This is a genomic window from Rugamonas fusca, assembly GCF_014042365.1.
Lineage (GTDB): Bacteria > Pseudomonadota > Gammaproteobacteria > Burkholderiales > Burkholderiaceae_D > Rugamonas > Rugamonas fusca.
In genome coordinates this window covers 130,445-150,195 of record NZ_JACEZS010000001.1, presented here as the reverse complement: position 1 = coordinate 150,195, position 19,751 = coordinate 130,445, and the positions used below count along the sequence as shown (strand labels likewise).

The 19,751-nt window shown below is 65.5% G+C and carries 19 protein-coding genes; 11 read left to right on the top strand and 8 right to left on the bottom strand.

What is annotated here, in order from left to right; genetic code table 11:
* Positions 1–104: 104 nt before the first annotated feature.
* Positions 105–830, bottom strand: coding sequence for an FxDxF family PEP-CTERM protein (locus tag H3H36_RS27295; protein WP_182213039.1), 726 nt, complete (start codon positions 828–830; stop codon positions 105–107).
* Between the two features lie 190 nt (positions 831–1,020).
* On the opposite strand from H3H36_RS27295, the gene H3H36_RS00575 reads away from it, so the two are divergent.
* The 6 genes from H3H36_RS00575 (at position 1,021) to H3H36_RS00550 (ending at position 6,262) form a co-directional block, all read left to right on the top strand.
* Entirely contained in the window at positions 1,021–2,082 is a 1,062-nt protein-coding gene (locus H3H36_RS00575) for a hypothetical protein (RefSeq protein WP_182213038.1), read from the top strand.
* Positions 2,079–3,773: a single-stranded-DNA-specific exonuclease RecJ gene (gene recJ / locus H3H36_RS00570; protein WP_182213037.1), complete on the top strand. Its 1,695-nt coding sequence runs from the start codon at positions 2,079–2,081 to the stop codon at positions 3,771–3,773. The genes H3H36_RS00575 and recJ overlap by 4 nt, the downstream gene beginning before the upstream one ends.
* 164 nt (positions 3,774–3,937) lie before the next feature.
* Positions 3,938–4,375 (top strand): antitoxin Xre-like helix-turn-helix domain-containing protein, encoded by a 438-nt coding sequence (locus H3H36_RS00565; protein ID WP_182164189.1) that lies wholly within the window; start codon positions 3,938–3,940, stop codon positions 4,373–4,375.
* Entirely contained in the window at positions 4,376–5,095 is a 720-nt protein-coding gene (locus H3H36_RS00560; RefSeq protein ID WP_182213036.1) for an RES family NAD+ phosphorylase, read from the top strand.
* 112 nt (positions 5,096–5,207) lie between these two features.
* Positions 5,208–5,537: a DUF2288 domain-containing protein gene (locus tag H3H36_RS00555; protein ID WP_182213035.1), complete on the top strand. Its 330-nt coding sequence runs from the start codon at positions 5,208–5,210 to the stop codon at positions 5,535–5,537.
* A gap of 11 nt (positions 5,538–5,548) precedes the next feature.
* Positions 5,549–6,262, top strand: coding sequence for a GntR family transcriptional regulator (locus H3H36_RS00550; protein WP_182213034.1), 714 nt, complete (start codon positions 5,549–5,551; stop codon positions 6,260–6,262).
* Between the two features lie 55 nt (positions 6,263–6,317).
* Here the strand turns inward: H3H36_RS00550 and H3H36_RS00545 are convergent, their stop codons facing one another.
* The 4 genes from H3H36_RS00545 to H3H36_RS00530 form a co-directional block, all read right to left on the bottom strand.
* A complete protein-coding gene (locus tag H3H36_RS00545) occupies positions 6,318–7,682 on the bottom strand; it encodes an 8-oxoguanine deaminase (protein ID WP_182213033.1) in 1,365 nt (454 codons plus the stop codon).
* A 126-nt stretch (positions 7,683–7,808) separates the two neighbouring features.
* Positions 7,809–9,164: a uracil-xanthine permease family protein gene (locus tag H3H36_RS00540; protein WP_182213032.1), complete on the bottom strand. Its 1,356-nt coding sequence runs from the start codon at positions 9,162–9,164 to the stop codon at positions 7,809–7,811.
* 239 nt (positions 9,165–9,403) lie between these two features.
* Positions 9,404–9,793, bottom strand: coding sequence for a hypothetical protein (locus tag H3H36_RS00535; protein ID WP_229219649.1), 390 nt, complete (start codon positions 9,791–9,793; stop codon positions 9,404–9,406).
* A gap of 172 nt (positions 9,794–9,965) precedes the next feature.
* A complete protein-coding gene (locus tag H3H36_RS00530) occupies positions 9,966–11,078 on the bottom strand; it encodes a helix-turn-helix domain-containing protein (RefSeq protein WP_182213030.1) in 1,113 nt (370 codons plus the stop codon).
* Between the two features lie 130 nt (positions 11,079–11,208).
* Between H3H36_RS00530 and H3H36_RS00525 the strand changes: the two genes are divergently transcribed.
* Both H3H36_RS00525 and H3H36_RS00520 read left to right on the top strand, forming a co-directional pair.
* Positions 11,209–12,825: an AMP-binding protein gene (locus tag H3H36_RS00525; protein ID WP_182213029.1), complete on the top strand. Its 1,617-nt coding sequence runs from the start codon at positions 11,209–11,211 to the stop codon at positions 12,823–12,825.
* 24 nt (positions 12,826–12,849) lie between these two features.
* A complete protein-coding gene (locus tag H3H36_RS00520; RefSeq protein WP_182213028.1) occupies positions 12,850–14,298 on the top strand; it encodes a coniferyl aldehyde dehydrogenase in 1,449 nt (482 codons plus the stop codon).
* Here the strand turns inward: H3H36_RS00520 and H3H36_RS00515 are convergent, their stop codons facing one another.
* Entirely contained in the window at positions 14,299–14,946 is a 648-nt protein-coding gene (locus H3H36_RS00515; RefSeq protein WP_182213027.1) for a TetR/AcrR family transcriptional regulator, read from the bottom strand. It lies immediately after the preceding gene.
* Between the two features lie 202 nt (positions 14,947–15,148).
* Between H3H36_RS00515 and H3H36_RS00510 the strand changes: the two genes are divergently transcribed.
* Both H3H36_RS00510 and H3H36_RS00505 read left to right on the top strand, forming a co-directional pair.
* Positions 15,149–16,300 carry an acyl-CoA dehydrogenase family protein gene (locus tag H3H36_RS00510; protein WP_182213026.1) on the top strand — a complete coding sequence of 384 codons (1,152 nt, stop codon included), beginning with the start codon at positions 15,149–15,151 and terminating at the stop codon, positions 16,298–16,300.
* Positions 16,301–16,413: 113 nt separating this feature from the next.
* Positions 16,414–16,875: a hemerythrin domain-containing protein gene (locus tag H3H36_RS00505; RefSeq protein ID WP_182213025.1), complete on the top strand. Its 462-nt coding sequence runs from the start codon at positions 16,414–16,416 to the stop codon at positions 16,873–16,875.
* Between the two features lie 21 nt (positions 16,876–16,896).
* Here the strand turns inward: H3H36_RS00505 and H3H36_RS00500 are convergent, their stop codons facing one another.
* Positions 16,897–17,577, bottom strand: coding sequence for a Crp/Fnr family transcriptional regulator (locus H3H36_RS00500; protein ID WP_182213024.1), 681 nt, complete (start codon positions 17,575–17,577; stop codon positions 16,897–16,899).
* Between the two features lie 202 nt (positions 17,578–17,779).
* Between H3H36_RS00500 and H3H36_RS00495 the strand changes: the two genes are divergently transcribed.
* Positions 17,780–18,127, top strand: coding sequence for a GFA family protein (locus tag H3H36_RS00495; protein ID WP_182213023.1), 348 nt, complete (start codon positions 17,780–17,782; stop codon positions 18,125–18,127).
* Positions 18,128–18,259: 132 nt separating this feature from the next.
* On the opposite strand, the gene H3H36_RS00490 is transcribed toward H3H36_RS00495, so the two are convergent.
* Positions 18,260–19,744 (bottom strand): serine/threonine-protein kinase, encoded by a 1,485-nt coding sequence (locus H3H36_RS00490; RefSeq protein WP_182213022.1) that lies wholly within the window; start codon positions 19,742–19,744, stop codon positions 18,260–18,262.
* Positions 19,745–19,751 lie beyond the last annotated feature (7 nt).

Below are 19,751 nucleotides of genomic sequence, written 5' to 3'. Positions count from 1 at the left end.
GCCATATAAACAGCATTTCATGGGACGCCAGCGGGCGTTTCTACGCCCCAAAACGAAAACCCCGCCCATTTCCGGGCGGGGTGTGCGATACGCTTAATCCGTTCTTAAGCTTGCCGCTTGCGGCGGCGGGCCATGAAGCCCAGCAGCGCTGCGCCGGCCAGCAGCATCGCATAGCTCGATGGCTCAGGCACGGCCGATACCGTCACGCCACCCAGGTAGAACTGGTCCGGCTTGGTGCCGCCGAACTGGAAGGTGAACACGGAACCGGTCAGGGCGGCCGGCGAAATGGTGTCGGCCAGCTTGTACGAGGTGCCGTTCAACAGGAACGTGGCGTTGTGGTCCCAGTTCGTGTCATGGCCGTCCGAACGCAGCATCACGGAGCTGAGCTTGACGGGGCCGGCGAAAGTGAGCGTCAGCTTTTCGCCGCTGGTGATGTTGTCGTCGCCGTTGTCGCCGGCCACGTGGTAGACGCCCAGGCCTGCACCAATCTTATGGGCGGCGTTATAGCCGTTTTCGTGGTCCTGGACGACAGTGGCGTCATGCCAGTGGCTGCCAGTCTGGTACTTGGCGGTGGCCGTGGCGCTGATGCCGTTCACCGTGTAGACAAGGTCGCCGCCCAGGGTGTGGCCGCGGCCATCGATGTTCGAGCTGCAGATATCGCCGCCCGTGCAGCCCCAGTAACCGCTGTTGAGCACCTCGGAAGGCAGCAGGCCGGTATTGTGGCCGCCCACATATTCCAGGTTGGAGAAATCAAAGACGGAAACGGCGGCGAAAGCTGGCACGGTGGCGGCGCACAGCGCGGCTGCGGCCAAGATCTTGCTGAACTTCATGTAGGCTCCCTGGAATTGTTGTCGGCGAATATCAAATTTGCATCATTGTTGTCGAATTATACTTTGAATTTCAACCAATGCAAGAAAAATATTAAATATATGCAACTGAAGTTACTTGCAAGAAGTATGCTGCAGTCAACCAAGGATGTCCGCCCCTACATCCCTGCCCGCAGATAAATTACAATGCTGCATGACCCAGATTACCCTTGCCTTGCCGTTCGCTCTGCCGCCGTCCGAACTCGCCCCCGACCTGCACCGCGCCCTTGAGCTTCCTGCCCTGGCGGCCCTGCTCTCCCGCACCGCCACCGAGCGCAGGGAGACGATCGACTCGGGCGCCCGCGCGCTGCCCTACGAAACGTGGCTGTCGCACACGCTGGGATTGACGGCAGCGGCGCCAGCCACCCAGGGCACGGTTGAGGCCGAACAAAGCGCCCCGCTGGCCGCCGCCGTGCTGGCCGGCTTTGGCGCAGTGCCGGCTGCGGCCGAAGGCCACTGGTTCATCGTCCACCCGGTGCACGTGCAGATGGCGCGCACCCACCTGACCTTGGCCGATCCGCGCCAACTGCGCCTGGACGAAGCCGAAGCGCGCGCGTTGTACGAATCGGCCCGTCCCTACTTCGAGGAACTGGGCCAGCCGCTGATCTATGGCGACGCCACCACCTGGTTCATGCGCGCCGACGCCTGGCAAGGCTTGCGCACCGCCTCGCCCGACTGCGTGACCGGCATGAACCTGAGTGACTGGATGCCCGAAGGCGAGCACGCCATCGCCGCCCGCAAGCTGCAGAACGAAATCCAGATGCTGTGGTACGAGCACCCCGTCAACGAAGCCCGCCAGGCGCGCGGCCTGCCGCCCGTCAACTCGTTCTGGCTGTGGGGTGGCGCCTCGGGCGGCCAGCCTTCGTCCGCGCCCGCCGTCATCGCGGGCCAGCCCTGGCTGCGCGCCATCAGCCCGGCGCCGCTGCGCGACGCCACCTTCGACACGCTGCTGGCCAAGGGCGGCACGCACCCCATGGCCGTGCTGGGCCAGCTGATCGAACCGGCCATCGCCGGCGAGTGGGCGGCCTGGCTGGACCACATGCGCGCGCTGGAACAGCAATGGTTCGCGCCCCTGCTGGCGGCCCTGCGCGATGGCCGCGTCAGCCGCGCCACGCTGGTGCTGAGCCATCGCCACACCAGCGCCAGCTACACCACCAGCAAACTGGCGCAACACAAATTCTGGCGCAAGCCCACCCTGACCAAGTTATCGACATGACCCGCATCGCCACCCGTCCCTGCTCGTTCCGTACTTCCGAAATGCTGCGCCAGGGCGGCGTCCACCCCGTGCTGGCGCGCCTGTACGCGGCGCGCGGGCTGACCGACATTAAGGAACTGTCGAGCGAACTGGCCGCCATGATCCCGCCATCGGGCCTGCTGCACGTGGATGCCGCGGCCGTGTTCCTGGCCGACGCCATCGCCGCCGGCAAGCGCATGGTGATCGTGGCCGACTACGATTGCGACGGCGCCACCGCCTGCGCCACGGCCCTGCGCGGCCTGCGCGCCATGGGCGCGCAGGTGGACTTCATCGTGCCCAACCGCTTCGAGTACGGCTACGGCCTCACGCCCGAAATCGTCGACCTGACGGCACGCGAGAAGCGGCCCGACATCATCATCACGGTGGACAACGGCATCGCCAGCATCGACGGCGTGGCCGAGGCCAACCGGCGCGGCATCGAAGTGGTGGTGACCGACCACCACCTGCCGGCCGACACGCTGCCGGACGCGCGCGTGATCGTCAATCCCAACCAGCCGGCCTGCGGTTTCCCCAGCAAGCACCTGGCCGGCGTGGGCGTGGTGTTCTACGTGCTGCTGGCCCTGCGCGCGGAACTGCGCCGGCGCGGCGTGTTCGACGCCCAGACCCAGCCCAAGCTGGACAGCCTGCTGGACCTGGTAGCGCTGGGCACCGTGGCCGACGTGGTGCGGCTGGACCCGAACAACCGCATCCTGGTGGCGCAAGGCCTCAAGCGCATGCGCGCGGGCCGCATGCACGCGGGCGTGGCGGCGCTGTTCCGCGTGGCCGGGCGCGACCCGCGCAACGCCAACCCATTCGACCTGGGCTTTGCGCTGGGCCCGCGCCTGAACGCGGCCGGCCGGCTGGAGGATATGTCGCTGGGCATCGAATGCCTGATCACGGACGACGAGGGCCGCGCCTGGGAACTGGCCCAGCAGCTCAACGAGATCAACCTCAAGCGACGCGAGATCGAGGCCGAGATGCAGGACGCGGCCCTGCTCCACCTGGACCGGTTTGAGCCGGCCAACAGCAGCACCATCAGCGTGTTCGACGACAGCTGGCACCAGGGCGTGATCGGCATCGTGGCCTCGCGCCTGAAAGAGAAGTTCTACCGCCCCACCATCACCTTCGCACCTGGCGCGGACGGCTGGCTCAAGGGGTCGGGCCGCTCCATCCCCGGCTTCCACTTGCGCGACGCGCTCGACCTCGTGTCCAAGCGCGCGCCCAGCCTGATCGACAAGTTTGGCGGCCACGCCATGGCGGCCGGCCTCACCATCCGCGCCGAAGCGTTCGATGCCTTCTCGGCCGCGTTCGAGGAAGTGGGCCGCGCCTGGCTCACCGAACAGCAGCTGGAACGGGTGATCGAGACGGACGGCCCGCTGGAGGACGACTGCTACACCACCAATTTCATCGCGCTGATGGATGGCCAGGTGTGGGGCCAGGGCTTCGCGCCCCCCGTGTTCTGCGATGAATTCCGCGTCGTGAGCCAGCGCATCCTCAAGGAGCGCCATCTCAAGCTGCTGCTGGAGAAGAACGGCGCCCGCTACGACGCCATCTGGTTCGGCCACGTGGACGCGCTGGGCGACCGGGCCCGCGTCGCGTTCCGGCTCGACGCCAACGAATACAACGGCGTCACCAAGGTGCAGCTGCTGGTGGAGCACGCGGAGCCGGCATAAGGCCGGCTTACCACCAAAGCAACAAAATCCTCATTGCAAGATGTTGCGCCAAGTCAACCCTTCCCTGCAACGTTGCCCCATCATGGGCGCTCGGAGGGGAAACCATGCGCACGATTGCCAGGCATCCAAAAAAGGAGTATAAAGAATCCATAAACGGAGGATATATGCATCCCACCTACGCCTACCCCAAGAGCCGCTTCGAACCCACGGTACTGGTCGACCTGAACGCCAAGGCCGAGCGCGAGCGCCTTTCCAAGTCCGCCCTGAAGGGCTTCTTCCGGCTCGTGGCCGCCTGGAACCTGCGCGACGACGACGCCCGCGAGCTGCTGGGCGGCCTGTCCTCCAGCGCCTACTACGAATGGAAAAAGAACCCGGAACGGGTGCTGGAAGTGGACCGCATCACGCGCATCTCCTACCTGCTGGGCATCTACAAGGCGCTGCACATCCTGTACGGCGACAAGCTGGCCGACGAGTGGGTCAGCCTGCCCAACACCAACCAGATTTTCGGTGGCCGCACGCCGCTGGCCCACATGCTGGGCGGCGGCCTGCTGGCCATGCAGACCACGCGCCAGTTGCTCGACGCGCGCCGCGGAGGGCTGTAAGTGCCGGTCAGCCTGATCCCCTGCCTCACCCCGCCCCTGACCACGTTGCGCCAGTTCGACACCTGCCGCCTGCTGCCCTCGCGCTTCGCCGAGGTGGAGGACTCGGTGCTGGCGCCGCTGGCCGAAAGCGACGACCACCTGCACGACCTGTTCGATCTCGACAACGCCACCAATGCGCGCCTGGTGGCGCAGCATGGCGGCGCGCCCGGCATCAGCATGGACGAACTGGTGTTCGGCGTGCCCAACTTCCGCATCATCAACGCCGCCTTTACCTACGCCCGCCCGGAAGGCAGCCGCTTCAACGACGGCCTGCGCGGCGCGTGGTATTGCGCGTTTGACGTCGAAACGGCGCTGGCCGAAGTGACCTTCCACAAGACGGTGGAGTACATGGAGATCAACCGCTTCGACGACGCCGTCAATTACCAGACCATGCTGGCCGACTTCACGTCCACGTTCCACGACCTGCGCGCGCAACCGCGCTACGCAAGCTGCCTGGACCCGGCCAGCTACATCGACTCGCAGCAACTGGCGGCCCGCCTGCTCGATGGCGGCTCGATGGGTGTGATCTATCCCAGCGCGCGGCGCCCGCAAGGCACCAACCTGGCCTGCTTCCGCCCGGCGCTGGTGGGCAATGCGCGCAAGGGCGATGTGTATCGACTGAGCTGGCACGGCACGCCGGAGCCGCGCATCGAACGCGTGGCGCCCGCCACAGATAATTGAGTAATCAACAATCTTCGTCGCCCGGATATCGCCAATGATCGCCAATGAGCGGACGATCGGTTAACATGGCTGCCATTGAAGGCCACCGGCCGCACTCCTTACCGAACAACGTATGCAAACCAAACCAGAAAACGACACCGACCTGCGCCTCAAAGTGAACCGCGAAACCGCCCGCCTGCCGTGGACCGAGCTGCTCAAGCATTTCGCCGCCGGCAACGTGGTGTGGGTGGCCAATTCGCTGGACCTGGTGGACGTGGCCGTGCGCATCTCGCACGACGACAAGGCCAACATCAGCCAGTGGATGAACGCCGGCCTGGTGGCCAAGGTGTCGGACCAGCAGGCCCAGAGCTGGCTGGAGGCGGACGCGGAACTGTGGGCCGTGGTGGTCAGCCCCTTCATCCTCGTGCAGCAGGAAAAGCCTACCGCCCAGCGCATACACTGAGCGTGCTCGCCATGAGCAACGCACCAGCGGCGGCGGACCACATCCAGAGCGGCGCCGCCAGTTCCGGCGACATCGCCAACCACATCGCGGAGGCCATCGCGGCGCGCAAGCTGCCGCCGGGGACCAAGCTGCGCGAGGAAGCGCTGTGCCGCCTGTACTCCGTCAGCCGCACCAAGATCCGCGCCGCGCTACTGAGCCTGTCGAAAGATAAGCTGATCCAGATCGTGCCCGACAAGGGCGCGTTCGTGAGCCAGCCCAGCGAACAGGAGTCGCGTGACATCTTCGCCGCGCGCCGCCTCATCGAAGGCGCGCTGGCGCGCGAATTCGTCGCCAAGGCCAAGCCGGGCGACTACCGCAAGCTGGAACAGCACCTGAAGGCGGAGCGCAAGGCGCTGGCCGGCGACCAGAATTCCAAGCAGCGCTCGCAGCTGCTGGGCGACTTCCACGTGCTGCTGGCCGACGTGGTGGGCAACCACGTGCTGAAAGAAATCCTGCGCGAACTGGTGGCCCGCAGCACCCTGATCACCATGTTGTACCAGTCGGACCGGGACGCCGTCTGCTCATCGGACGAACACACCACCTTCCTGGAAGCGGCCAAGGCCGGCGACGCCGAACGCGCCGCCAGCCTGATGCTGCATCACCTGAGCCACGTGGAGGCGGCCCTGCGCTTTGACGGCAGCGCCGCCGAGGGGCGGCGCGACCTGGTGACGGCCCTGCTGATGTAGCCGCAAAATTGGGGGGTGAAAATGGGGTCCGTCCCCAATCCCCCCCCAATTTTGTTCAGGCGCCGGTGGCCAGCGCCAGCTCGCGCGCCAGCGCGTTGTGGCGCTCGATCACCACCGGCAGGTCGATGGTAGCGAGTATGCCGTCACGCACCACCACCTTGCCGTTGATGATGCTGTAGGAGACGTTGGACGGCGTGCAGAACACCAGCGCCGCCACCGGATCGTGCAGCGCACCGGCAAAGCCGATCTGGTCCAGCTTGAACAGCACGATGTCGGCCGCCATGCCCGGCTTGAGCGCGCCGATGTCGTCGCGATTGAGCACCTTGGCGCCGCCCAGCGTGGCCACTTCCAGCGCCTGGCGCGCCGTCATGGCGTCCGGCCCGTAACCTACGCGCTGCAGCAGCATGGCCTGACGCACTTCGCCCAGCATGTGGCCGGAATCGTTGGAGGCGCAACCATCCACGCCCAGGCCCACGGGCACGCCCTGGTCCAGCATCTTGCGGATCGGCGCGATGCCAGACGCCAGCCGCATGTTCGAACATGGGCAGTGCGCGATGCCCGTGCCGGTACGGGCGAACATGTAGATGCCGTCGTCATCGAGCTGCACGCAGTGCGCGTGCCACACGTCGTGGCCCACCCAGCCGCAATCCTCGGCGTATTCGGCCGGCGTCATGTTGAACTTCTCGCGGCTGTAGGCGATGTCGTTGGCATTCTCCGCCAGGTGGGTGTGCAGCGAAACGCCATAGCTGCGCGCCATGGCCGCCGCTTCCTTCATCAGGTCGCGCGACACGGAGAACGGCGAGCATGGCGCCACCACGATGCGCTCCATCGCGTAGCGGCCGGCGTCATGGTAGGTTTCGATCAGGCGCTGGGTATCCTTGAGGATGGCGCGCTCCTCCTCCACCACGCGGTCCGGCGGCAGGCCGCCCTTGGACTGGCCCACGCTCATCGAACCGCGCGCCGCATGGAAGCGCATGCCGATCTTGCGCGCTGCGGCGATGCTGTCATCGAGCCGGCAATCGTTGGGGTAGATGTACAGGTGATCGCTGCTGGTGGTGCAACCGGAGAGGATCAGTTCCGACATGGCCGTCAACGTGGACACATGCACCATGTCGGCCGTCAGGTTGGCCCAGATCGGATACAGGTTGGTCAGCCAGTTGAACAACTCACCGTTTTGCGCGGCCGGGATCACGCGCGTGAGGCTCTGGTACATGTGGTGGTGGGTGTTGATCAGGCCAGGCATTACCACGTGGTTGGCGGCGTCGATCACTTCGTCCGCCTGCTGCGGCAAATCGGCCGTGGGGCCGACCTGCACGATCACATTGTCACGGATGAACACAGCGCCACCGGCGATCTCGCGCCGTTCGTCATCCATGGTCACCACAACGCGGGCGTTCTTGATCAAGAGAGTCTTAGTCATTTTATTGTCGGAATAAGAAGAATGAAAAAAACACTGCGGAAACAGCGCACGCGCACTGCGGAAACAATGTGAAAGGCCAAAACCGGCCATCGCGCGCCGGTCCTGGAAATACTGCGGATCGCTAGTTTACGCTGCTTCGCGTTCCTGCGCCAAAAAAGCTTGCGGCACCTCCTCCTCCTCGTCCTCGTCCAGTTCCACGGGACGCTCCGGCAGCACCAGGTTCAGCGTCACGGCCACCAGCGCGCCAACGGTGATGCCATGGCCGAAGATCTCCTTGACGAAAGGCGGCAATTGCGACAGCAGCTCGTGCCGCACCGTCACGGCCAGGCCGCAGCCGATGGCCACCGCCATGATGATGCCGTTGCGCTTGGTGTTTTCCACCTTGCTCAGCAACTGCACGCCGGCCGAAATGATCATGGCGAACATCATCAGGCCGGCGCCGCCCAGCACCGGCTGGGGAATCGTGACGACCAGGGCGCCCAGCACAGGGAACAGGCCGGCCAGCAGCAGCATCACGCCGGTCAGCGCCACCACGTGGCGGCTGGCCACGCCCGTCAGCGACACCACTCCCACGTTCTGGGCGAAGGTGGAGACGGGAGGGCTGGACAACAGCGCCGCACACGCCGAGCCGACACCATCGCACAGGATGCCGCGCGCCAGCGTCTTGCCGCGCATTTTGGTGTTGGTGGCCGCGCCCAGGGCCATGAAGGTGCCCGTGGTTTCCACCATCGTCACCAGGAAGGCCACGGCCATGGCCACGATGCCGGCCACCGGGAACGTCATCCCGTAATGCAGCGGCTGCGGCAGCGCGAATACCTGGGCATTGCTCACCTGGGTAAAGTCGATCATGCCCAGCGCAACGCACAGCAGGTAGCCGACGAACATGCCGATCACCACGGCGGCGGCCGAGAGGATGCCTTTACCGAACTGCACCAGCATGATGACGGTGGCCAGCACAAACACGGCGATGCCCAGGTTGCGCGGCGCGCCATACACGGCGCCCGGCGCGTGGCCGCCGGCGGCCCAGTCCACCGCCACCGGCACCAGCGACAGCCCGATCATGGTCACCACCACACCCGTGACGGCATGGGGGAACAGCTTGCGGATCTGGGGCATGAAGCAGCTCCCCACGATCATTACCGCGGAGCCAACCAGGGAGGAGCCGAGGATGCCAGGCACGCCGTGCTCTAGGCCCACGCTGATGGCCGCGCCCACGAAGGCGAAGCTGGTGCCCATCACGCAGGGCAGGCGAATGCCAACCGGGCCCACGCCCTTGCACTGGATCAGGGTGACGATGCCGGAGCCGAGCAAGGCGGCATTCACGAGGGTGATGATCTGGTCAGCCGGCAGCTTGAGGGCGGCCCCCACCACCAGCGGCACTGCGATGATGCCGCCCAGCGCAGCCAGCATGTGCTGAGCGGCCAGCAGGAATGTTGTCAATACGGGCGGCCGATCCTCGACCTGGTACAGCAAGTTACTCATAACTTTGTCTCCATCGATTTTTATGTAGTGGTCAAGCTGATATTGCGGTACTGCGGGTGGGACGCCGCGGCGGGAGCCGCGCAGGACGGGATCGGATGGCGATCGACGTTGTCAGGAATTCGCCAGGGTGGGGGCAAACCTGTTGTCGACGATATTGCGCCCAGGTGAATTCATTGTCAACAGATTTTGTATACAAAATCAGCGCATAAAACAACGCCGGCTGGCGCCGGCGGGCAAGCTTACAAGCGGGACCAGAGCAGCGCCAGACCCACCACGTGGACGATGCCGTAGGCCAGGCACATCAGCGAACTCCACACGGCGAAGGAAGTCATCTTGTCCGCCGCCACCAGCAGCAGCGGTACGATGACCAGGCCGCGCACCATGTAGACGGCAGCAATGGCGGTCAGCGCAAATTTGAGGAACGGCAGTGGCATAAGCAGCCCCGCCCCCGACAGCGCATAGGCCGCCCAAACGAACAGGACGCCCGCGATGCCCAGTGTGACGAGGGCAGGATAGCGCCGCCCCGCTTCGGCCGCGCGCGCCATGCGCTCACCGGCACCAAAAAAACGATACCATGGTCCGCCGCCGATGATGATGGCAAGGTGCAGCGCGGCGGCCAGTGCGCTCATGGCGGCGCCCACGACCAACCAGTTTGTATACGATCCCATTGCATGCATGTACCGTTCTCCCTGCAGAAAGCGAAAGCGTAGGTGAGCCTGCGGGTATGACGCGCTTTCGGCGGTGCGTCGTACGGAATGGTTTAGCAACCTTTCCGATTCTACATCATCGCAACAGGAAAGATCATGCGGGCTGACCGTCCACCTGGAAGCGACGGCGGTATTCGCGCGGCGTCTGCCCTTGCCAGCGTCCGAACGCGCGGGTGAAATTGGCCTGGTCGGAAAAGCCCGTGCGCTCGGCGATATCGCCCATCGGCAGAGCCGACTGGCGCAAGTACCAGCACGCCAGCTCGTTGCGCACCTCGTCCAGCAGTTGCTGGTAGCTGAGGTCTTCCGACTCCAGCCGGCGCACCAGCGTGCGCGGCGACAGCGCCAGCCGGGCCGCGATCTCGGCCAGCGTGGGCCAGGCCGGCTGCCCCTGGTGCATCAGGTGGCGCACGCGCGCGCCGATGCTGCCGGCCAGCCGGGTCAATTCCTCGTCGCCGGCCTTGCACATGCGCGCATGAAGGTCGGCATCGGCCGTCTGTGAAGGCTCGTCCGCGATGGCGAGCGGGAAGCGGATGGCGGGCACCTTGCCGCCGTATGCCACCTGCCAGGGCGCGGCAGGCACGCTGCCCGGCGCGGTCGACGCGTCCCACGGCAGCACCACGATGGCCTGGCGCAGCGCCGCCTCGTCCGCGATGGCGCGGAAGATGTTAAACGTGGCATGCACGGTCGCCCCTTGCAGGAAGCGCGTGTACTGGTGCAGCGGCACGCGCGGATGCAGTTCCAGCGTGGCGTAGCCGCCCGCGCGCTGGCAGCGGTACTGGAACAGGTGGTCGCGAATGCGGGCATAGCGGACAAAGGTTTCCATCGCCACCCACAAGGTGGGGCTGGACATGGCCGCCATCCCCTTCAAGCCGTGCGCGGCCGCCGGGATGGCCATGCCCAGTTCGATGCCGAAGTCCGGCTGCGATGCCGCCTGCACGGCATCGAGCAGCGGCAGCACGTCCAGAAACGGCAACAGCCTGCTCTGGCTCGGCTGCGGCCAAGGCAAGGCCAGCCCTCGGGCATGGAGGAACTTGGCGAGGATCTGCACGTAAGCCGAGTGTATGCACGGTTCGAACCACGCGGACGGCAGCATGCTGCCCGCCGGCTGCACGGCCGACACGGAATGGGCCGATTGCGCCACTTGCGCCACTTGCGCCGTTGGCGTGGTAGCGGACGAAGGGGCTGGCGTGGTGGCTGGCTTGCTCATTGTGGCATTTTAAGACAAATTTTTGGCGCGTTCAACACTGGTGCGGCGCCTCCTTGTGCCCCACAATCATTCACTCACGGAGACACGTGCCCACAACCACAACATAACCACAACAACCGGATAGCACACCATGCAAGACCGCACCACCCTGCCCGACCATATCGATCCCGATTCCTACCCATCCGTCACCGCCATGCTGGAGGAAGCGATGGCGCGCTACGCGAGCCAGCCCGCCTTCACCTGCCTGGGCCAGACCCTGGGCTACGCCGACGTCGAGCGCCAGTCGCGCGACTTCGCCGCCTACCTGCAACGCACGTTGGGCGTGAAGAAGGGCGACCGCATCGCCGTCATGTCGCCCAACCTGCTGGCTTTCGCCATCGCCTTCCTCGGCATCGCGCGCGCTGGCGCCGTGCAGGTCAACGTCAACCCCATGTACACGCCGCGCGAGCTGGAACACCAGTTGAACGACGCGGGCGTGGAAACCATCGTCGCCTTCAGCGGCATTTCGGCCACGGTGGCCGAGGTGATGCCGCACACCAGACTCAAGACCGTCATCATCGCCACGCCCGGCGACGGCACGGCCGCCAAGCTTCCCAGCCCGCCCGTCGATGCCCGCCTGACGTCGGCCGTCATGCTGGCCGACGCGCTGCGCGAAGGCGCCAGCCTGCCATTCGAACCCGTCGCACTGGCGGGCGACGACCTGCTGTTCCTGCAATACACGGGCGGCACCACCGGCCTGTCCAAGGGCGCGGCCCTGTCGCACCGCAACGTGGTCGCCAACATCCTGCAGTTCAAGGCCATCGTGACCGACTGCGTGATTCCGGGCGAGGAAACCATCGTCACGGCGCTGCCGCTGTACCACATCTTCGCCCTCACCGTGAACTTCCTGAGCTTCTTCACGGTGGGCGCGCACAACTGGCTGGTGCCCAACCCGCGCGACATGGACGGCTTCATCGACGTGATGAAAGCGGCCCGCCCCACCTCCTTCACGGGTGTGAACACCCTGTACGCCGGCCTGGTGGCGCATCCGCGCATCGGCGAAGTGGACTTCTCGCGCCTGCGCCTGGCCGCTGGCGGCGGCGCGGCCGTCATCGAAGCCACGTCGGCGCGCTGGATGGCCATCACCGGCCGCTTCATCCGTGAAGGCTATGGCCTGTCCGAGACCAGCCCCATCGTCACCTTCACGCCGGGCGACATCACGTCGTTCACCGGCACGACGGGCCTGCCGCTGCCGGACACCCACATCAAGCTGCTCGACGACGACGGCAACGAAGCGGCGCCCGGCATGCCCGGCGAAGTGTGCGTCAAGGGCCCGCAGGTGATGCGCGGCTACTGGCAGCAACCGGAAGCGAACGCCGCCGCCTTCACCGCAGACGGCTACTTCCGCACCGGCGACGTGGGCCAGTTCGACGAACGTGGTTTCCTGAAGATCGTGGACCGCAAAAAGGATATGATCATCGTGTCGGGCTTTAATGTGTTCCCCAACGAGATCGAGGCCGTGGCGTCGTCCTGCCCCGGCCTGCAGGAATGCGCGTGCGTGGGCGTGCCGGACGAGAAGACCGGCGAAGCCGTGAAACTGTATGTGGTGCGCGCGCCACAAGCGCAACTGACGGAAGCGGAACTGGCCGAGTTCTGCCGCAAGGAACTGACCGCCTACAAGGTGCCCCGCCAGATCGCCTTCGTCGACGCGCTGCCCAAGTCCGCCGTTGGCAAGATCCTGCGCCGCGAACTGCGCAGCCACGCCTGAACCCACACATAAGAAGGAACGACCATGAACGCACCCACCACGCACCTGGACCAGGTCCAGATTCCGGCTGAATTCCAGTCCTGCTTCGAGCGCCAGCGCGCGGCCTATCTGGCCCACCCTGAACCCACCTATGCCGAACGCAAGCGCGACCTGCAGCAACTGGCGCGCATGCTCAAGGAGAACCGCGAAGACCTGGTGGCCGCCATCAACCGCGACTACGGCAACCGCTCCGAGTTCGAAACCCTGTTCGCCGAATTCTTCGTCGTGCTTGAAACGATCAAGGATTCCATCAAGGACCTGAAAGGCTGGATGCGCCCGCAGCGCCGCAAGATCGACATCATGGTGCACCCGCTGGCCACCAACCGCGTGATACCGCAGCCGCTGGGCGTGGTGGGCGTGATCGTGCCGTGGAACTTCCCGCTCAACCTGACCTTCTGCCCGCTGGCCTCGATTTTCGCGGCCGGCAACCGCGCCATGGTCAAGATGTCGGAGAACTCGCAGCACCTGGCCGAACTGCTGATGCGCATCAGCCCCAACTACTTCCCCGAGGATAAGCTCAAGTTCTTCGAGGACGGCAACGGCCGTGGCCCGGCCTTCTCGTCGATCCCGTTCGACCACCTGCTGTTCACCGGCTCCGGCGCCACCGGCCGCGCCGTGATGGCCAACGCGGCCCGCAACCTTACGCCCGTCACGCTGGAACTGGGTGGCAAGTCGCCCGCCATCGTGGGTCCGGACTATTCCGTCAAGACGGCGGCCGAGCGCATCCTGTGGGTCAAGCTGTTCAACGCGGGCCAGATCTGCACCACCATCGACTACGTGTTCATTCCCGAAGCGGCGGTGGACGAATTCGTCGGCCACTGCAAGCGGCTGTTCGCGCAGCGCTACCCCGACATCAACGGCGCCGACTTCACGTCCATCATCGACCAGCGTTCCTACGAGCGCCTGACGCACACGCTGGAAGACGCGCGCGCCAAGGGCGCCCGCCTGATCAACCTGGCCGGCGACCAGCAGCCCAATGCCGCGCTGCGCAAGTTCGCGCCGCACATCGTGCTCAATCCAACCCCGGAAATGCTGCTGTCGCAGCGCGAGATCTTCGGCCCGATCCTGCCCGTGCGCACCTACCGCGACGCGCGCGAGGTGGCCGACTACATCAACCGCCGCGACCGGCCACTGGCCATCTACCCGTACACCAACGACAAGGCGCTGGCACAGTTCTACATCACCCACGTGATGTCGGGCGGTGTGTCGGTCAACGAAGCACTGCTGCACGTGGCCCAGCACGACCTGCCGTTCGGCGGCGTGGGCCCCAGCGGCATGGGCCACTACCACTCGCGCGAAGGCTTCAACACCTTCTCCAAGCTGCGGCCGGTGTTCTACCAGGGGCCGGTGTCGGCGATCCAGATGCTGTTCCAGCCGCCCTACACGGGACGCGCCATGAAGCTGCTGAACCTGCTGATCAAGCTGAAAACCTGATCAAGTCCTGGTGCCCGGCTCCCACGCGGGCCGGGCGATGGCGCTCCACACCACGTGCGTGAGCAGCTCAGCCAGTTGCTGGCGGCGCTCCGGCGTGTCCTCGTCGCGCAGCATCTGGGCGCAGCTGCGCTCCGTGGCCCAGCTCAAAATGTCGGCCACCTCGGGCCGCACGTCGGGATGGGCGCCGCCGGCCGCCTCCAGCTTGACGATAATGCGGCGGAAGTCGTGCACCACCTCGTCCACGAAGCTGCGGTAGATCTCGGCCACGCCGGGATCGTAGGCCGACAGTTCCACCGTGGCCCGCATGGCCGCGCGATGGCGGTACTGGATATCGACGGCATCCTCCATGAACGACAGGAATTCAGCGCGCCCAAACTGGTCCAGGTTGGCCAGCTTGGCCTTGGCCGCGTGCCGCACTTCGCGTCCCACCTGGGCCATCAGGTGGCGCACGATCTCGCCCTTGTTACGGAAGTGCAGGTAGAACGTGGCGCGCGCGATGCCGGCCTCCTTGGCCAACTGCTCGATCGACAGCGTGGTGAAGCTCTCGCCCTTGTTCAGCAAGCGCTCGCAGGCGCTGATCACGCTGGCGATGGTGGCGGAAGGCTTGTCGGCGCCATCGTTGCGCGGACGGAGGGTGACAGATCGCATCTGGTTATTCTTTCTCGGATTGCATACAGGCCGCTCTACCGGGACCGGCCACGACAGGCGCCATTGTAGCGCCCCGCCCACGCGTGCCGTGGCAACGCGTAAGCATGCGCCCATTACGCCACAGTATTGGACATCATGTCTAGACCTGGCCACCATCTTCCGCTAGCATGGTAATTTGTCAACAACAGCACAAGGAAGCACCATGCATGGCTTTACTCCCGCCGACATCGCCGCGATCGAAGACGCCGCGCGCCGCTTCGCCGCCAGCGAAGTGCGGCCCTACCTGGAAGACTGGGAGGAAGCCGGCGAATTCCCGCGCGCCCTGTACGGCAAGCTGGCCGAACTGGGCTGGCTGGGCATGGGCTATCCGGAGGAGCTGGGCGGCACCCCGGCGCCGTGGGCGCTGCGCATCGCGCTGTCGGTCACGCTGTCGCGCCACACGGGCAGCGGCGGCGTGATGGCCGGCGCCTTCAGCCACAGCATCGGCCTGCCGCCCATCCTGCATCACGGCAGCGCGGAACTGCGCCAGCGCGTGATTCCCGACGTGCTGGCCGGCCGCAAGATCGCCGCGCTGGCCATCACGGAACCGGGCGGCGGTTCGGACGTGGCCACGCTGCGCACCACGGCCCGGCGCGACGGCGACAGCTACGTGATCGACGGCGAAAAGGTATTCATCACCTCCGGCATGCGGGCCGACTGGATCACGGTGGCCGTGCGCACGGGGGCGGACGATGGCGGCGCGGGCGCCGTATCCCTGCTGGCCGTACCGGGCGACGCGCCCGGCCTGTCGCGCGCGCGCCTGAAGAAAATGGGCTGGCTGTGCTCCGACACGGCCCACCTGCGCTTTGACGGCGTGCGCGTGCCAGCCGCCAACCTGATCGGCGAGGAAGGCAAGGGACTCAGGATCGTGATGGCCAACTTCAATGGCGAGCGCATGTCGCTGGCCGCGATGGCGCTGGGCATGGCCGAATGCTGCTACGACGAGGCGCTGGCCTGGGCCCGCGAGCGCAAGACCTTCGGCGCCGCGCTGGTCCATCACCAGGTGGTGCGCCACAAGCTGGTGGACATGAAGATGCGCATCGAATCCACGCGTGCCTGGCTCAATGCCGTGGCCGGGCGGGCCGACCGCCAGCAAACGGGCCCGGACTGGGTGGCCGACGTATGCATGCTGAAGAACCACGCCACGCAAACCATGCAGTTCTGCGCCGACCAGGCCGTGCAGACGCTGGGCGGCATGGGCTACATGCGCGGCATGGCGAGCGAGCGGATCTACCGCGAAGTGAAGGTATGCATGATAGGCGGCGGCGCGGAAGAAATCATGAAGGAACTGGCGGCGCGCCAGCTAGGCATCTGAGCCATGCGCATGGCATGCACATCCATTTATAATTTCTTTATCACAAGTCAAGGTCATGGCGAATAAAGAAGGGGGATAATTTTCTTCGTACCGACGACAGGAGAAAAGCACCCATGCATAAGGTCAGCAACTACCTCGCGCACGACCACGACCGCTGCGACGGGCTGTACGCCGACGCTGTCAGCCTCGTGGCGGCGCAAGACTGGGAACAGGCGGCTGTATCCTTTCTCGCCTTCGCCGAAGCCATGCGGCGCCACGTGGAGATGGAGGAACGCGTGATCTACCCCGCGTTCGAGCAACTGCTGGCGAACACGGCGGCGCCCACCCAGTCGCTGCACGCCGAACACCAGCTACTGTGCGAAATCATGTACCGCATGAGCATGGCCATCAAGCGCCGCGACGTGATCGAGTTTTCCGACCACGCCGACACCTTCCGCCTGACCACCGAGCAGCACAACCTGAAGGAAGAAGGCATCCTGTTTCCCATGTTCGACAAGTTGCTGCGGCCCCGCTACGACGAACTGGTACGGGCCATGGACGGGATGCGCGCCGAACACACCCGCCATCACGACTGAAACCGCCCCGATGGGCGGCGCTCAGGCCAGCATGGCTTCGATGCGGTCCCAGTCGCGCACCGTGATGCGGCGCTTGTTCACTTCAATCAGACCGTCCTGGCTCAGGTCGCGGAACACGCGCGACAGGGTCTCCGGCGTCAGGCTCAAACGGGCGGCGATGGCGCCCTTGTTGGCCACCAGCGCGATTTCCGCGTTGGGCACGCGCTCATCGACTTGCCGCATCAGGTAATCGGCCACGCGCTGGTGGGCGCTCAGCGCGGAACTGCCGACGTCGCGCACCAGGCTGCAGAACTGGCGGCCCAGGCACGTCATCACTTCGCGCGCGAAGGCGGGATTCTCGTCCGCGATCTCGAAGATGACCTCGCGGTCAGTATGCAGCAGCATGGTGTCGGCCGTGGTCTTGACGCAGGTCTGGTGCGCCTGCCCCATCACCATTTCGCCCAGCCCAAAGCACGTGCTGCCGCCGAGGATGGCGAGGTTGCGCACCACGCCCTGCTTGCTGTGGATGCCGATGTGGACCTGGCCGTACACCACCCAAAAAGTGCCCAGCGCCTGGTCGCCCTGCTGGACCACGGCAGTATTGGCCACCGCCCGCACCACGTTCGTGTGCTGGGCGACCCGTTCAACCTGCTGCGGCGTCAGCATGCGGTACAGCGACGCGTTGGCAATAATACTTTTCACTTTCGCGCCATCGTTACGCATGATGCTCGCCTTCTTTGCCCAAAATCAAAGCGCTCATAGTAACGATGTGTTAGCGGAAATTTCTTGATGTGCATCAAACAGATGCGAATTGCCCGATAGGAAGCGTATTTATTGCCATTTAAGCAAACAGGCATGGTGTGCTGGCGATCTGTGGAAAATTATGCAAGAATTATCGACACAACAACTTATTGGGAGGTCGTCCATGAAATACCAAGGCAGCTGCCACTGCGGCAAAGTGGCGTTCGACGTGGAAGGTGAAATCAAGGGGGCGCTGGCCTGCAACTGCTCGATCTGCCAGCGCAAGGGCTCGTTGCTGTGGTTCGTCCCCAAGGCCGAACTGCGCCTGCGCACGCCGGAGGACGCGGCCAGCACCTACACCTTCAACAAGCACGTGATCAAGCACCGCTTCTGCCCCGTGTGCGGCATCCACCCGTACGGCGAAGGCGTGGACCCGCAAGGCAATGAGGTCGCCGCCATCAACATCCGCTGCCTCGAAGGCATCGACCTGGACGCCATCCCCGTCCAGCACTACAACGGCCGCGATATCTAAGCTGGACACATTTGGGGTACATACCGAAATTTGAAATTGGGGACGTACCCCATTCGTCATCTCCTACGGAGCGCGAGCGGGACGGCAACAAGCCTGGCGTCGTCTGCCACGACGCCATGCCCGGCGACGATCTCACCCCCCCATCTCCCTGAGGAACTTGGCGCGGTCCTGCTCATTAGGCAGTTGCTCGGCCAGCAGCCGGTGGAACTCCGCCGGATCGCCCGTCACCTTGGCGAAGCGCTTGACCAGCACCTTGGCGATCGGCCCCACGTAAGGCAGCAGCTTTTGCTGCGCGTGTTCCATCACCTCGGCGCTCAGTTGCAGCGCCGTGCCGCCGCTGGCCACCTGGCTCAGCTGCGAAGGCGGCAGGCTCGCACCGCTGCGCGCCAGAGACGTGGTGCCGGCCGTACCAAGGCCCATTTTCCGCTTGATGGTCTGCACGCTGGCCTGGAAGGCCTCACGTCCCTGCTCGGTGGTGATGTGCACCAGCAGGCGGCGGCACAACACGTCCAGGTCGGCCGCGTCGTGCGCCTCCTTCTTGAGCAGCAGCTTGGCCATGGGCCCGATTTGCAGCGACAACGCCAGTTGCAGCTCGGGCGCCACTTCCACCAGCCACTGCGGCGCCGACGCCGACAACGAAGCGGTATGGCCCACGCTGCCCGCTGCCCCGCTGGACCCGGCGGCGCTATGGTGCTGGCCGCCCGCGCCCGTGTGCGGCGGCGGCGCAGGGCGCGGGGCGGGACGGCTGAACGCCAGCACGGTGCGCTCGTTGTCCTCTTCGCCGGGCGGCACCCCGCCCGTGTGCTGCAGTTGGGCGTCGGTCAGCGCGGCAAGGAAGGCGCGCGCCGTCTGGTAGCGGTCTTCCACCCGCTTGGCCAGCGCGCGCGCCAGCACGGCGTCGAACGCGGGATGCAGGCCGGCGTGCCGCTCACTGGGCGGGGGCGGCATGGTGTTGAGGATCTGATGCATCACCACCGAAGCGGCGCCGGTGAACGGCCGCGCCCCCGTCAGCATCTGGTACAGCAGAATGCCGGCAGCAAAAATATCGGAGCGCCCATCCACGCGCTCGCCGCGGAACTGTTCGGGCGACATGTAGCTCGGCGTGCCTATCACGTCGCCCACCTGGGTCAGCGTGGACGATTCGATCTTGGCCACGCCAAAGTCGGTGATCTTGACCTGGGCCGTGGGCGTGATGAGCAGATTGGCAGGCTTGATGTCGCGGTGGACCACACCGCGCGCGTGCGCATAGTCCAGCGCGGCCAGCAACTGCGACATGCAGGCCACACTCGCGCTCAAGTCCATCGGCACGTCGGGCGCCAGGAAGTCGTTGAGCGGCCTGCCATCCACGTATTCCATCGCGATGTAGGTCACGCCATCGGCCTCGCCATAATCGTAGACGGCCACGATATTGGGATGCACCAGCCGGCCAGACGCCTGCGCCTCATTGCGGAAGCGGGCCACCAGTTCGGCGCCGGAATGGCCGTCCAGCAGCTCGGTGCGGATGGTCTTGAGCGCCACCACGCGCGCGATGTTGTCGTCGTAGGCCCGGTAGACCACGCCCATGGCGCCGCTACCGAGCTTGCCGTCGATCCGGTACTTGCCTATCTTTTCTGTCATCGGGTTC